At 69.6% G+C, this 13,361-nt stretch carries 15 protein-coding genes; 12 read left to right on the top strand and 3 right to left on the bottom strand.

Going from position 1 to position 13,361, the window contains the following annotated elements:
* Positions 1–135: 135 nt before the first annotated feature.
* The 8 genes from map to truA all read left to right on the top strand — a co-directional run bounded on the left by map (position 136) and on the right by truA (position 5,620).
* Complete coding sequence (gene map / locus AC0KTA_RS15125) at positions 136–972, top strand: type I methionyl aminopeptidase (RefSeq protein WP_481055657.1); 837 nt, start codon at positions 136–138, stop codon at positions 970–972.
* A 370-nt stretch (positions 973–1,342) separates the two neighbouring features.
* On the top strand, positions 1,343–1,564 hold the full coding sequence (gene infA / locus AC0KTA_RS15120) for a translation initiation factor IF-1 (RefSeq protein WP_003948620.1): 222 nt from the start codon (positions 1,343–1,345) through the stop codon (positions 1,562–1,564).
* 58 nt (positions 1,565–1,622) lie between these two features.
* Entirely contained in the window at positions 1,623–1,736 is a 114-nt protein-coding gene (gene rpmJ, locus AC0KTA_RS15115) for a 50S ribosomal protein L36 (RefSeq protein ID WP_003948619.1), read from the top strand.
* A 232-nt stretch (positions 1,737–1,968) separates the two neighbouring features.
* Positions 1,969–2,349, top strand: a complete 381-nt coding sequence (gene rpsM, locus AC0KTA_RS15110) for a 30S ribosomal protein S13 (RefSeq protein ID WP_189728839.1) — start codon at positions 1,969–1,971, stop codon at positions 2,347–2,349.
* Positions 2,350–2,414: 65 nt separating this feature from the next.
* The gene (rpsK, locus tag AC0KTA_RS15105; protein ID WP_003948617.1) at positions 2,415–2,819 is read left to right on the top strand and encodes a 30S ribosomal protein S11; all 405 of its coding nucleotides are present in this window, start codon (positions 2,415–2,417) and stop codon (positions 2,817–2,819) included.
* A gap of 166 nt (positions 2,820–2,985) precedes the next feature.
* Positions 2,986–4,008, top strand: a complete 1,023-nt coding sequence (locus AC0KTA_RS15100; protein ID WP_016645160.1) for a DNA-directed RNA polymerase subunit alpha — start codon at positions 2,986–2,988, stop codon at positions 4,006–4,008.
* A gap of 162 nt (positions 4,009–4,170) precedes the next feature.
* The gene (gene rplQ / locus AC0KTA_RS15095) at positions 4,171–4,683 is read left to right on the top strand and encodes a 50S ribosomal protein L17 (RefSeq protein WP_481055656.1); all 513 of its coding nucleotides are present in this window, start codon (positions 4,171–4,173) and stop codon (positions 4,681–4,683) included.
* Positions 4,684–4,753: 70 nt separating this feature from the next.
* On the top strand, positions 4,754–5,620 hold the full coding sequence (gene truA, locus AC0KTA_RS15090) for a tRNA pseudouridine(38-40) synthase TruA (RefSeq protein WP_481055655.1): 867 nt from the start codon (positions 4,754–4,756) through the stop codon (positions 5,618–5,620).
* Positions 5,621–5,663: 43 nt separating this feature from the next.
* Here truA and AC0KTA_RS15085 read toward each other — a convergent pair whose 3' ends face one another.
* Positions 5,664–6,512, bottom strand: coding sequence for a hypothetical protein (locus AC0KTA_RS15085; RefSeq protein ID WP_481055654.1), 849 nt, complete (start codon positions 6,510–6,512; stop codon positions 5,664–5,666).
* A gap of 74 nt (positions 6,513–6,586) precedes the next feature.
* Here AC0KTA_RS15085 and AC0KTA_RS15080 point away from each other — a divergent pair, with 74 nt between their 5' ends.
* The 4 genes from AC0KTA_RS15080 (at position 6,587) to glmM (ending at position 11,073) form a co-directional block, all read left to right on the top strand.
* Positions 6,587–7,993, top strand: a complete 1,407-nt coding sequence (locus tag AC0KTA_RS15080) for a glycosyltransferase 87 family protein (RefSeq protein WP_481055653.1) — start codon at positions 6,587–6,589, stop codon at positions 7,991–7,993.
* A gap of 517 nt (positions 7,994–8,510) precedes the next feature.
* Positions 8,511–8,954 carry a 50S ribosomal protein L13 gene (gene rplM / locus AC0KTA_RS15075; protein WP_016645713.1) on the top strand — a complete coding sequence of 148 codons (444 nt, stop codon included), beginning with the start codon at positions 8,511–8,513 and terminating at the stop codon, positions 8,952–8,954.
* Positions 8,955–8,996: 42 nt separating this feature from the next.
* Positions 8,997–9,521: a 30S ribosomal protein S9 gene (rpsI, locus tag AC0KTA_RS15070; protein WP_481055652.1), complete on the top strand. Its 525-nt coding sequence runs from the start codon at positions 8,997–8,999 to the stop codon at positions 9,519–9,521.
* 193 nt (positions 9,522–9,714) lie between these two features.
* Positions 9,715–11,073 carry a phosphoglucosamine mutase gene (glmM, locus tag AC0KTA_RS15065; protein WP_481055651.1) on the top strand — a complete coding sequence of 453 codons (1,359 nt, stop codon included), beginning with the start codon at positions 9,715–9,717 and terminating at the stop codon, positions 11,071–11,073.
* A gap of 207 nt (positions 11,074–11,280) precedes the next feature.
* Here the strand turns inward: glmM and AC0KTA_RS15060 are convergent, their stop codons facing one another.
* Together AC0KTA_RS15060 and coaA are read right to left on the bottom strand one after the other, a co-directional pair.
* On the bottom strand, positions 11,281–12,231 hold the full coding sequence (locus tag AC0KTA_RS15060) for a DUF389 domain-containing protein (protein WP_481055650.1): 951 nt from the start codon (positions 12,229–12,231) through the stop codon (positions 11,281–11,283).
* Between the two features lie 31 nt (positions 12,232–12,262).
* Positions 12,263–13,270, bottom strand: coding sequence for a type I pantothenate kinase (gene coaA, locus AC0KTA_RS15055; protein WP_481055649.1), 1,008 nt, complete (start codon positions 13,268–13,270; stop codon positions 12,263–12,265).
* Positions 13,271–13,361: the final 91 nt, after the last annotated feature.

Below are 13,361 nucleotides of genomic sequence, written 5' to 3'. Positions count from 1 at the left end.
CCGCGGCACCCCGGGTGGGTGCCGCGGCCCAGCTGTGGACGGGGCGCGGAGGCTCTGCCCGCGGCCGTATCGTTGTGGGTGCCCTGCAGGTCCCCGCAGGTCGTATCCGTAGGTTCAGAAAGGCTCAGGCCAGACATGGTGCAGATCAAGACTCCCGAGCAGATCGCCAAGATGCGTGCGGCGGGGCTTGTCGTCGCCGCCATGCACAAGGCCACGCGCGAGGCGGCCGTGCCGGGGGCCACCACCAAGGACCTGGACGACGTGGCGCGCAAGGTGCTCGCCGAGCACGACGCCAAGCCCAATTTCCTCGGGTACGGCGGCTTCCCCGCGACCATCTGCACCTCCAAGAACGAGGTCGTCGTCCACGGCATCCCGAGCGAGGACGTGGTCCTCCAGGACGGCGACATCATCTCCATCGACGCCGGCGCGATCATCGACGGCTGGCACGGCGACGCGGCGTACACGGCCTTCGTGGGCAGCGGTCACGCTCCGGAGCTGGTCGAGCTCTCCCGGGTGACCGAGGAGTCGATGTGGGCCGGGATCGCGGCGATGAAGCAGGGGAACCGGCTCGTCGACATCTCCCGCGCCATCGAGACGTACATCCGCCGCCAGCCCCGCCCGGCCCGCGGCAAGTACGGGATCATCGAGGACTACGGCGGCCACGGCATCGGCACCGAGATGCACATGGACCCGCACCTGCTGAACTACGTGGAGCGCCGCCGCGGCCGCGGCCCCAAGCTGGTCCCCGGCTTCTGCCTGGCCATCGAGCCGATGGTGTCCCTCGGCACCGCGAAGACCGAGGTCCTCGAGGACGACTGGACCGTGATCACGACGGACGGCACCTGGTCCTCGCACTGGGAGCACAGCGTGGCCCTCACCGAGAAGGGCCCGCTGGTCCTGACGGCGCCCGACGGTGGCAAGGCGAAGCTGGCCGAGTACGGGATCGAGGCAGCTCCGGACCCGCTGGGCTGAGGACCGCCTGAGTCAGGACCGGCGGACGGAGTCCGACGCAGCAGTCCGAAGCTTGTGAGGCGCGCCAGCGCCGAGCCCGCGAGGGCTGCGTCAAGAGGAATCGTCGGCGGCAAGGCGAAGCTGGCGGAGTACGGGATCACGGCGGCGCCGGATCCTTCCCCAAGGTCTTAAGGACCAGGGGAGACCCCATCGGCTGACAGCGGCGGGGCGGCGGCCAGCGGCTTGCTTAAGGATCTTCGTTGGCGGGCAGGCATACCCGATTCGTCTTTCCGAGTGCACTGACGTAGACTGACGCGTCGGCTCTCGTGCATTCGCATGTCTGCGTAACGCTCACGGAGTCGATCAAGGTAGTCGATTCGAAGGGCGAAGCGTGGCCAAGAAGCAAGGTGCCATCGAGATCGAAGGCACTGTCGTCGAGTCTCTTCCGAACGCCATGTTCAAGGTGGAGCTCCAGAACGGCCACCAGGTCCTGGCACACATCAGCGGCAAGATGCGCATGCACTACATCCGCATCCTCCCTGACGACCGGGTCGTGGTGGAGTTGTCTCCGTACGACCTGACGCGTGGCCGGATCGTCTACCGGTACAAGTAGATCTTGCCCGCACCCCGCTCCGGTGGGGTGGTGGCACTGACCCGGAGAACCTCACCCAATGAAGGTCAAGCCGAGCGTCAAGAAGATCTGCGACAAGTGCAGGGTGATCCGCCGTCACGGCCGGGTCATGATCATTTGCGACAACCCGCGCCACAAGCAGCGCCAGGGCTGACGCACGTACTGCACTCGCAGATTTTCGCGCGACGCACGTAACAGCACATATGCAGGACCCGTCCCTCTTCAGATCCATTCGCAGGTAATGGAGGGCGACACCCCCGGTCGGAGGCCGGGGACCCGGTTCGTACCAACTCTTTTCGGTGACTGCCCCAGCGGCTTCGGCGACAAGGGAACGGCGGTCGGGAGCGGTTCTGCTGAAGACCTCCGAGTATCAACAGGAGCCATGAATGGCACGCGTTGAAGGCGTCGACCTCCCGCGCGACAAGCGCATTGAGGTCGCCCTCACCTATGTGTTCGGCATCGGCCGGACGCTGTCCCAGGAGACCCTGGACGCCACTGGTGTCGACCGCAATACCCGCGTTCGCGACCTGTCCGAAGAGGACCTGGTCAAGATCCGCGAGTACGTGGACCAGAACATCAAGACCGAGGGTGACCTCCGTCGCGAGATTCAGGCCGACATCCGCCGCAAGGTCGAGATCGGCTGCTACCAGGGTCTGCGTCACCGCCGTGGCCTGCCCGTCCGCGGTCAGCGCACCAGCACCAACGCCCGCACCCGCAAGGGCCCGCGTCGCGCCATCGCCGGTAAGAAGAAGCCGGGCAAGAAGTAGTCCTCGCTCAGCGGTCTATCGACAGCTGTTGCTGCAGGACCGACCACCTCCCGTAGGAGTTATAGATGCCCCCCAAGGGTCGTCAGGGCGCTGCCAAGAAGGTGCGCCGCAAGGAAAAGAAGAACGTCGCTCACGGCCACGCGCACATCAAGAGCACGTTCAACAACACGATCGTCTCGATCACGGACCCCACGGGCAACGTGATCTCCTGGGCCTCCGCCGGCCACGTCGGCTTCAAGGGCTCGCGCAAGTCCACCCCGTTCGCCGCGCAGATGGCCGCCGAGTCGGCCGCGCGTCGCGCGCAGGAGCACGGCATGCGCAAGGTCGACGTCTTCGTGAAGGGTCCCGGCTCCGGCCGTGAGACCGCGATCCGCTCCCTCCAGGCCACGGGCCTCGAGGTCGGTTCGATCCAGGACGTCACCCCCACCCCGCACAACGGCTGCCGTCCGCCGAAGCGTCGCCGCGTCTGACGCTTCTGCGTCGGGAGTCTGACGTTTTCGCGTCGGACTCGGTGCCGCTCGCGCGGTTGCCTTGAGGATTCGGGCGGTACGTACCCCTCGGGGGCCGTACCGCCCGTACCCTTGTCATTGCAGTAGGGCGTCAAATAGCGGGCGCCCATGACTGAAGGATCACAGCATGCTGATTGCTCAGCGTCCCTCGTTGACCGAAGAGGTCGTCGACGAGTTCCGCTCCCGGTTCGTCATCGAGCCGCTGGAGCCGGGCTTCGGCTACACCCTCGGCAACTCCCTCCGCCGGACTCTTCTGTCCTCGATCCCGGGTGCGGCCGTCACGTCCATCCGTATCGACGGTGTCCTGCACGAGTTCACCACCGTGCCGGGCGTCAAGGAAGACGTCACCGACCTCATCCTCAACATCAAGCAGCTCGTCGTCTCCTCGGAGCACGACGAGCCGGTCGTGATGTACCTGCGCAAGCAGGGCCCGGGTCTGGTCACCGCCGCTGACATCGCGCCCCCGGCCGGTGTCGAGGTGCACAACCCCGACCTCGTCCTCGCCACGCTCAACGGCAAGGGCAAGCTGGAGATGGAGCTGACCGTCGAGCGCGGTCGCGGCTACGTCTCCGCCGTGCAGAACAAGCAGGTCGGCCAGGAGATCGGCCGCATCCCGGTCGACTCCATCTACTCGCCGGTGCTGAAGGTCACGTACAAGGTCGAGGCCACGCGTGTCGAGCAGCGCACCGACTTCGACAAGCTGATCGTCGACGTCGAGACCAAGCAGGCCATGCGGCCGCGCGACGCCATGGCGTCCGCCGGCAAGACGCTGGTCGAGCTGTTCGGTCTCGCCCGCGAGCTGAACATCGACGCCGAGGGCATCGACATGGGTCCGTCCCCGACGGACGCCGCGCTCGCCGCTGATCTGGCGCTGCCGATCGAGGAGCTGGAGCTCACCGTTCGGTCGTACAACTGCCTCAAGCGTGAGGGCATCCACTCCGTGGGTGAGCTCGTTGCCCGCTCCGAGGCGGACCTCCTCGACATTCGCAACTTCGGTGCGAAGTCCATCGACGAGGTCAAGATGAAGCTCAACGGGATGGGTCTTGCCCTCAAGGACAGCCCGCCCGGATTCGACCCGACCGCCGCCGCGGACGCCTTTGGCGCCGACGACGACGCGGACGCCGGGTTCGTCGAGACCGAGCAGTACTAAGAGCTCGGGACTGACGGTTCGTTTTGGCTGCGGGGCCGTTGTCGCTGGGCGCGCCCACGCGGCGGAGCCGCAAGTCAATACAGCCCCGCGCCCCTTACGGGGCGCGGGTACCGCTGACCCCGGTACCTGATACGGCCGGGGCAGATCACTAGGAGATACACCATGCCGAAGCCCGCCAAGGGTGCCCGTATGGGCGGCAGTGCCGCGCACGAGAAGCTGATGCTGGCGAACCTCGCCAAGGATCTCTTCGAGCACGGCCGCATCACCACCACCGAGGCCAAGGCCCGTCGTCTGCGTCCCTACGCGGAGCGTCTGGTCACCAAGGCGAAGAAGGGCGACCTTCACAACCGCCGCCAGGTCCTCCAGGTCATCACCGACAAGAGCGTCGTCCACACGCTCTTCACGGAGATCGGCCCGCGCTACGAGAACCGCCCGGGTGGCTACACCCGCATCACCAAGATCGGTAACCGCCGTGGCGACAACGCGCCCATGGCCGTCATCGAGCTGGTGGAGGCCCTGACCGTGGCCCAGCAGGCCACCGGTGAGGCCGAGGCGGCCACCAAGCGTGCCGTCAAGGAAGACGCCCTGAAGAAGGACGAGGCTCCGGTCGAGACCGAGGCCAAGTCCGACGAGGCCGTCGAGGCCCCGGCCGAGGAGTCCAGCAAGGACGCCTGAGGCTGAGCCTTCGTGAGCGGGTCCGCCCTTCGGGGCGGGCCCGCTTTCGTATGCCTGAGAGGATTGCGGTGTGAGCGAGGAAGTGGAGCCCGGGTTCGTCCGGGTGCGGTTGGATCTGTCGTACGACGGCCGGGACTTCTCCGGCTGGGCCAAGCAGCGCGAGGGGCAGCGGACCGTCCAGGGGGAGATCGAGGACGCGCTGCGTACGGTGACGCGGTCGCGGGAGACGTACGAGCTGACCGTGGCCGGGCGGACCGACAGCGGGGTGCACGCGCGCGGGCAGGTCGCGCATGTCGACCTGCCGGAGAGCGTGTGGGCCGAGCACCGGGAGAAGCTGCTGCGGCGGCTCGCCGGGCGGCTGCCGCACGATGTGCGGATCTGGCAGGTGGCCGAGGCGCCCGCCGGGTTCAACGCGCGGTTCTCGGCGATCTGGCGGCGGTACGCGTACCGCGTGACCGATCACCCCGGCGGCGTCGACCCGCTGCTGCGCGGGCACGTGCTGTGGCACGACTGGACGCTGGACGTCGACGCCATGAACACCGCCGCCGAGGCGCTGCTCGGGGAGCACGACTTCGCCGCGTACTGCAAGCGGCGCGACGGCGCCACGACCATTCGTACGCTGCAGGAGCTGCGCTGGGAGCGGCTTCCCGACGGGATTCTCGAGGCGACCGTGAAGGCGGACGCGTTCTGCCACAACATGGTGCGGTCGCTCGTCGGGGCGATGCTGTTCGTCGGGGACGGGCACCGGCCGCCGGACTGGCCGGGCAAGGTCCTGGCCGCCGGTGTGCGGGACTCGGCCGTGCACGTGGTGCGGCCGCACGGGCTGACGCTGGAGGAGGTCGGCTATCCGGCCGACGAGCTGCTTGCCGCCCGGAGCGTGGAGGCGCGCAACAAGCGGACGCTGCCCGGGGGCGCCGGTTCGGCCGGGTGCTGCTGAGGGCGCCCGCGCCGGTCGGGGCTGCTCCGGGATGCGGGCGGGGCTACTCCGGGTTGTTGGCCGCCGCCGACGCCTGGGCCTCGCCGCGGCGGTTGATCTGGTGGAAGGTGAAGCGGGCGAGGTCGTCGCCGACCTCGTACGCGCCCCGGTCCTTCGTCGTGACGTCCTTGCCGTTGAGGAAGCCGGTCGTCGTGAAGTACGCGTAGCGGCCGTACGCGTTGTACGTGCCGCGGCAGACCGTCGTACGGCAGAACGGGGAGACGCCCTTGCCGGGCAGGGACGTGACCAGGCCCTCGTCGGCCTGCTTCTTGGCCCGGGTGGCCTGCGCCTCGGTGTCGAAGACGGCGACGCCGACGGTGACCGCGATGCCCTTGCGGGCGTAGGTGGCGCGCAGCACCTCGGTGCACTTGTTCTTCGTCAGGATGTTGGCCAGAACCGGCTGGGCGACGGAGGCGCACTTCTTCGTGGCGGCCGTCGCGCCCTTCTTGTAGACGCGCTCCCCGGAGGTCAGCTTCGTGCCCGGGAAGAAGGACTCCGGGCTGAGCGGGGCCTTGTCCTTCTTGGCGCTGGAGATGTAGTCCTTCGGGTCCGGCGGGGGCGGGGGTGTGGTCGCCTCGAAGGACGGCTCGGCGGGCGTGCTGGCGCCCGGGATGTCCGCGCTGGTGGGCAGCTCGCTCGCGGGCTTGTTGGAGGCCGAGGCGTCGTCGCTGTTCGCGGAGACGACGCCGATGGCGACGGCCGCGGCGACGCCGGCCGTGGCGAGCGCGCCGCCGCCGATCAGCAGCCACTTGCGGCGGCGGGCACGTGCCTCGGACGCTTCGGCGAGCGCCGCCCAGTCGGGGGTCTGCGGGCCCCCCGGACCCCACTGGGGTCCCCCTTGCCCAAAGCTCATGGGGCGCATCTTAGACGGGGCGGTGGGGATGTTGAGCCGGGGTTGTGGGGCGATCTCGGCCTAGCCTGACCCGCATGGATTCGGGTAAATCAGATAAAGGCGCCTTTTCGGGTCTTGCTGGGTGGCTGCTGCGGCCCGCCGGGTGGCAGGCGTGGGCCGTGCTCGGGGTCGTGCTCGGGGCGGCGGCGCTGCGGATCGCGTACCGGGTGCCGGACGGCGGGATGGACAACGCGATCGTCGTGCGGGCGGCCGAGGCGTGGCTGGAGGGGCGGTCCCCGTACGCCGACCGGCACTTCCTCTATCTCCCGGGGGCCGTGCTCGCGGCGGTGCCGCAGGCGGTGTTCCCGGAGGCGGCGCGGGTGCTCGTGCCGGTGGGGGTGGTGGCTGCGCTGGCCTGTGGGTGGGCGTGTGCGCTCCGGATTCACGGCGTGGCCCGGCGGAGCCGGTTCGCTGTGTTCGGGCTGCTGGGGCTGGTCCTCGGGTTCGCGCCCTTCATCCACCTCGTGGAGCTCGGCAACTGGACCGTGGCTTCGGCGGTGGCGCTGCCGGTGGCGTTGCTGTGCGTGTGCCGGGGGCGGTGGGTGGCCGCCGGGGCTGTGATCGGGGCTGCTGTCGCGGTGAAGCCGCTGCTCGTGCCGGTGCTGCTCCTGTTCGTGTTCGCGCGGAAGTGGCGGGCGCTGGGGGTGGCGGTCCTTGTGCCGGTGGTGGTGTCGGTGCTCGCCGCGCTGGTGCTGCCGGATCCCGGGGCGTTCTTCACGCGGACGCTGCCGTTTCTGCTGCGCGGGGAGGATCGGTTCGTGCGGCTGTACGAGGCGTCGCCTGCGGCTGTGCTGCCCCGGGTGGGGGTGCCTGCGGTTCTAGCCTCCCTGCTTTCCGCTGCGGCGGCTTGTGGTGGGGTGTGGTGCGCCTGGCGGCGGTGGCTGGCCGGGGGGCCTTGGGCGGGGGCCCGGGGGGCCGAGGGCGGGGGGCCCGAGGCGGGGCGGGTTGTCGAGAGTGCGGCCGCGTTGATGCTGGCCGCGTTTCTCGTGTCCCGGCCTTCGTACGACCACTATCTGCTGGTCGTGCTGCCGCTGGTGCTGGCCGGGGGCCTGGGGGTGGGGTCCGTGGTGCGGGGGGTGTGGTTCTGGGTGGCGCTGGTGCCGCAGGTACCCGGGTTTGTGTGGGTGGGGGTGGAGGCGCTGCCTCAGCGGGCCTTCAAGGACGCGTTTACGTTGTGTGTGCTGGCGGGGGTGGTGTTCTGGGGGTGTGCTGTTGCTGGGCGCTGTCGTGTCCGTGACGGGTGGGTGGGCCCTGCCGGAGGCTTCCCCAGTCCCGCCCCTTCCCGTAACCAGGGGGCTCCGCCCCCTGGACCCCCGCTGTCGCCGCTTCGCGGCTCGTCCTCAATCGCCGGACGGGCTAGAAGGAGGGTGGGGCCGCGGGTAGGTGGGATGGCCCCCGCTGTCGCCGCTTCGCGGCTCGTCCTCAATCGCCGGACGGGCTAGAAGGAGGGTGGGGCCGCGGGTAGGTGGGATGGCCCCCGCTGTCGCCGCTTCGCGGCTCGTCCTCAAACGCCGGACGGGCTGAAATGTGCCGAGGCGGGCTGGAAGAGGGTGGGTGGGGTGATGTGCCGACTGCGTGTCGTAGGACTGGGAAGGGTGGGTGGGTGGGAAGAACCCGCCGCGGAGCGGCGGGGAAAGGGGGCGCCCAGCGCGGCGTACGGGGCGTGGCGGAGGTAGGAGACGGCTCCTGCCCGCGAGGGCGGCGTCGTCGTCGTTTTGACCCGTACGGGGCACGGCGGGTATTCTGCCTGTTCGTTATGTGTATTGGCTTTCTCATTCTCACGTGAGGGGCCCTTACACCGGCCCACCGGGCCGATGACCAGCGGCAGGACTCGGTTGCGTCACCGAGGTCCGCCAAGGCTGTCGTCCATCGTCCGAGGTGGCCTTGTCAGGACCCTTTCCCGAGGTTCGAGCTGAACCGAGGGAAACCCCACCTCTGAAGAAGCGAAGGCTACGAACCGTGCGTACGTACAGCCCCAAGCCCGGCGATGTGACCCGCCAGTGGCACGTCATCGACGCCCAGGATGTTGTCCTGGGACGCCTGGCGACGACTGCCGCCACCCTCCTGCGGGGCAAGCACAAGCCGATCTACGCGCCGCACGTCGACGCTGGTGACTTTGTCATCATCATCAACGCCGACAAGGTGCACCTGTCCGGCAACAAGCGGACCCAGAAGATGGCCTACCGCCACTCCGGCTACCCGGGCGGCCTCCGCTCGGTGCGCTACGACGAGCTGCTGGAGAAGAACCCCGAGAAGGCCGTCGAGAAGGCCGTCAAGGGCATGCTCCCCAAGAACACCCTGGGCCGTCAGATGCTCTCGAAGCTGAAGGTCTACGCGGGCGACCAGCACCCGCACGGCGCGCAGCAGCCGCAGCCGTTCGAGATCACCCAGGTCGCGCAGTAGTTCCGGCCACCCCCTAAGACGAAAAAGAATCTGAGGAGCATCGTGGCCGAGACCACCGCTGAGCAGCCGCTCGACGAGACCGCCGAGACCGTCGACGTCGAGCAGTACACCACCGAGTCCGAGGGCCCCATCGAGGGCGAGTACACCTCGGAGTCCAACGCCGCGCGCTTCGGCGACCCGCAGCCGGCCGCCGGCCTGGGCCGTCGCAAGAACGCCATCGCCCGCGTCCGGATCGTCCCGGGCACCGGCAAGTGGAAGATCAACGGGCGCACGCTCGAGGACTACTTCCCGAACAAGGTCCACCAGCAGGAAGTCAACGAGCCCTTCAAGGTGCTCGAGCTCGACGACCGCTACGACGTCATCGCCCGCATCGCGGGTGGCGGCGTCTCCGGCCAGGCCGGTGCGCTCCGTCTCGGTGTCGCCCGCGCCCTGAACGAGGCCGACGTCGACAACAACCGCGGCGCCCTCAAGAAGGCCGGCTTCCTCAAGCGCGACGACCGTGCGGTCGAGCGCAAGAAGGCCGGTCTCAAGAAGGCCCGCAAGGCCCCGCAGTACAGCAAGCGCTAAACACCGCTGCCTGCTAGTACTTCCCGAACGCCCCGGCGGCACCCTGTGTGCCGTCGGGGCGTTCGTATATCGGCACCCCATGATCTGGGGTAGAAGTTCGACAGGCTGGGCGGCGGCTGAGGCCGCGCGGTGGAGCTGCTGAGATCACCGCGTCCGCAAGAACCAGCCGACACTCAATGTTCGGAGGACAGCAGTGGGACGACTCTTCGGCACGGACGGTGTGCGCGGTGTCGCCAACGCGGATCTGACGGCCGAGCTCGCGCTCGGGCTCTCGGTCGCCGCGGCGCATGTGCTCGCCGAAGCGGGCACCTTCGAGGGCCATCGCCCGACGGCGGTGGTCGGGCGAGACCCGCGGGCGTCCGGGGAGTTCCTGGAGGCCGCGGTCGTCGCGGGCCTCGCCAGCGCGGGCGTGGACGTCCTGCGCGTCGGTGTGCTGCCCACCCCCGCGGTGGCCCATCTCACCGGTGCGCTGGGCGCCGACCTCGGCGTGATGCTCTCCGCCAGCCACAACGCGATGCCCGACAACGGCATCAAGTTCTTCGCCCGCGGCGGCCACAAGCTCGCCGACGAGCTGGAGGACCGGATCGAGTCCGTGTACGAGGAGCACCGCACCGGGGCTCCGTGGCAGCGCCCGACGGGTGCGGGCGTCGGCCGCGTGACGACGTACGACGAAGGCTTCGACCAGTACGTCGCCCACCTCATCGGCGTGCTCCCCAACCGCCTCGACGGCCTCAAGGTCGTCCTGGACGAGGCGCACGGCGCGGCCGCGCGGGTCTCGCCCGAAGCGTTCGCGCGGGCCGGCGCCGAGATCATCACGATCGGCGCCAAGCCGGACGGCCTGAACATCAACGACGGCTGCGGCTCCACCCACCTGGACCTGCTGACGGCCGCCGTCGTCGAGCACGGCGCCGACCTCGGCATCGCGCACGACGGCGACGCCGACCGCTGCCTGGCCGTGGACCACACCGGCGCCGAGGTCGACGGCGACCAGATCCTCGCCGTCCTCGCCCTCGCCATGCGCGAGCGCGGCGCGCTGCGCCAGGACACCGTTGTCGCGACGGTCATGTCCAACCTGGGCTTCAAGCTCGCCATGGAGCGCGAGGGACTGTCCCTGGTGCAGACGGCCGTCGGCGACCGGTACGTCCTGGAGTCGATGAAGGAGCACGGCTACGCCCTCGGCGGCGAGCAGTCCGGCCACGTCATCGTCCTGGACCACGCCACCACCGGCGACGGCACCCTCACCGGTCTGCTGCTCGCCGCCCGCGTCGCCGAGACGGGCCGGGGCCTCGCCGAGCTCGCCGCCGTCATGGAGCGCCTGCCGCAGGTCCTCATCAACGTCCCCGACGTCGACAAGTCCCGGGTGAAGACCTCGGCCGAGCTGTCCGCCGCCGTCGCCGACGCCGAGCGCGAGCTGGGCGCCACCGGCCGGGTGCTGCTGCGCCCCTCCGGCACCGAGCCGCTGGTGCGCGTCATGGTCGAGGCCGCCGACATCGAACAGGCCCGCTCGGTCGCGGGACGCCTCGCGGACGTGGTGAAGTCGGCCCTGGGATAGGCCGGTCGGGGCGCGGGCGGGCTAGGGGGTGTCCGATGGGTCCGGCCGACGTCGCGGTGTCTGGCACGCGCATCTGCGGCGTTGTCGTCGGTTGCCGACGCTCCGCGTCGACGCCCTCCTCCGCCTTGCAGCTGCACGCACCAGACACCGCTCGGCCCTGATGAAAGGGCATCCCGAACATGGTCGGCCGGACCCATCGGACACCCCCTAGGCCGGCGCGCGCTTCCTCGCGGAACGTTCGCGCTGCTTCGTCCAGAGCAGCTTCTGGGCGAGCAGCGTCAACGTACCGGCAAGGACGATGGCGAGCAGGTTCAGGAGCAGCTGCTCGCTGGAGCCCCGGGCCTGGCTGTACTTGCCGTAGCTGAAGGCGACCGCGGCGTTCGCCGCCGCCGGGACCGTCGTCACCGAGATCGCGACGCCCACCAGGGCCCCCGATTTCGCGGACGTCAGCGAGAGCGTGCCCGCGGCGCCCGCGAGGACGGCCACGACGAAGGAGAACCAGTCGGGCCGGTAGATGAAGTGGGTGTTGGGGCGCGCGGCGCCCACGGCGTCGCGGTCGAAGAGCGCAACCGCGTCCATGAAGTAGCTGAAGCACACCGTCACCAGCATCGCCACCGCGAAGCCCACGAGCAGCGCGATCAGCGAACGCACGGCGAGGCGCGGGGCGCGCTGGACGAGCGCCGTGCAGAAGCCCGCGAGCGGCCCGAACTCCGGGCCCACCGCCATCGCGCCCACGATCAGGATCGCGTTGTCCAGGACCACACCGCACGCGGCGATCATCGTGGCGAGCGTGATGAAGGCGACGTACGTGATGGAGAGCGTCGACTCCTCGTGCGTGGCGTCCGTCAGGTGCTCCCACAGGACCGCGTCCGCGCCCTCGCCCGGCGCCTCGTCCTCGGCCTTGTCGGCCCGCAGGGACAGCGACAGGTCGATGTTCTCCAGGGCGATCGAGCCGTGCTTGTGGATCTCCAGGGCGCGCAGCCCGTCGATCAGTTCGTCGCCCGCCTCCCGGGCGACGTCGCACATGACGATGTCGCCCGAGGGGTTGCGGGCCGCGCCCGGTACGACGGCCAGATGCGTGGCACCCGCGGTTTTCTCGATGAGGCGCACCACGGCGTCGGTCTTGTCCGCCGGAGTGATCAGGCGCAGATGCAGCATGCCCGCACCTTAACGGGCCTGACAGGCCCCCTCAGAGCTTGCGCAGGCTCAGCCGCTGCACCTTGTGGTCGGGGCCCTTGCGGACGACGAGGGTGGCGCGGCCGCGGGTGGGGGCCACATTTTCAAGGAGGTTCACCTTGTTGATGGTCCGCCAGGTCGTGCGCGCGTAGTCCAGGGCCTCCTCCTCGGAGACCTGGGTGTACTTGCGGAAGTACGAGGACGGGTTCTGGAAGGCCGTCGCGCGCAGCTTGCGGAAGCGGTTCAGGTACCAGCGCTCGATGTCCTCGGGGCGCGCGTCCACGTACACACTGAAGTCGAAGTAGTCGGCGAGGCCCACGCGGGTGCGGCCGTCCTTGCCGGGCAGGGCGGGCTGCAGGACGTTCAGGCCCTCGACGATGAGGATGTCCGGGCGGCGGACCGTGAGGCGTTGGCCGGGCACGATGTCGTAGATCAGGTGCGAGTAGACGGGTGCCGTCACCTCGTCCTTGCCGGCCTTGATGTCGGCGACGAAGCGGGTCAGGGCCCGCCGGTCGTACGACTCCGGGAAGCCCTTGCGCGACATCAGGCCGCGGGCCTGGAGCTCCTTGGTGGGCAGCAGGAAGCCGTCGGTGGTGACCAGCTCCACGCGCGGATGCTCGGGCCAGCGGGACAGCAGGGCCTGCAGGAGGCGGGCGACCGTGGACTTGCCGACGGCCACCGAGCCCGCGACGCCTATCACGAAGGGCGTGCCGGACTGCGAGGCCTTCTCGCCGGTGTCGCCGAGGAAGGTGTTCAAGGCGCCGCGCAGGCCGTCGGTCGCGCCGACGTACAGGTTCAGCAGACGGGACAGCGGCAGATAGATGTCGCGGACCTCGTCGAGGTCGATGACGTCGCCGAGGCCGCGCAGCTTCTCGACCTCGGCGGCGGTGAGGGGGAGCGGCGTCTTCTCGCGCAGCGCGCTCCACTCGGATCGGGTGAGATCGACGTAGGGGGTCGCCTCCGGCTTGTGCCGGTGGGCGCCCCGTGGCGCCTTCGCGGGCGCTGAGACCGAAGAGATCACAGTCCATTGTTACGGCTGTTTGAACGGGACGGCGGGTGGGGTGCGTCACCTTGGGCGCACGCGCCGTACGCGACGTACGCGTTCCGGGGCA

The sequence above is a fragment of the Streptomyces sp. Y309 genome (assembly GCF_056712025.1).
This window is presented reverse-complemented; position numbering and strand designations above follow the sequence as displayed.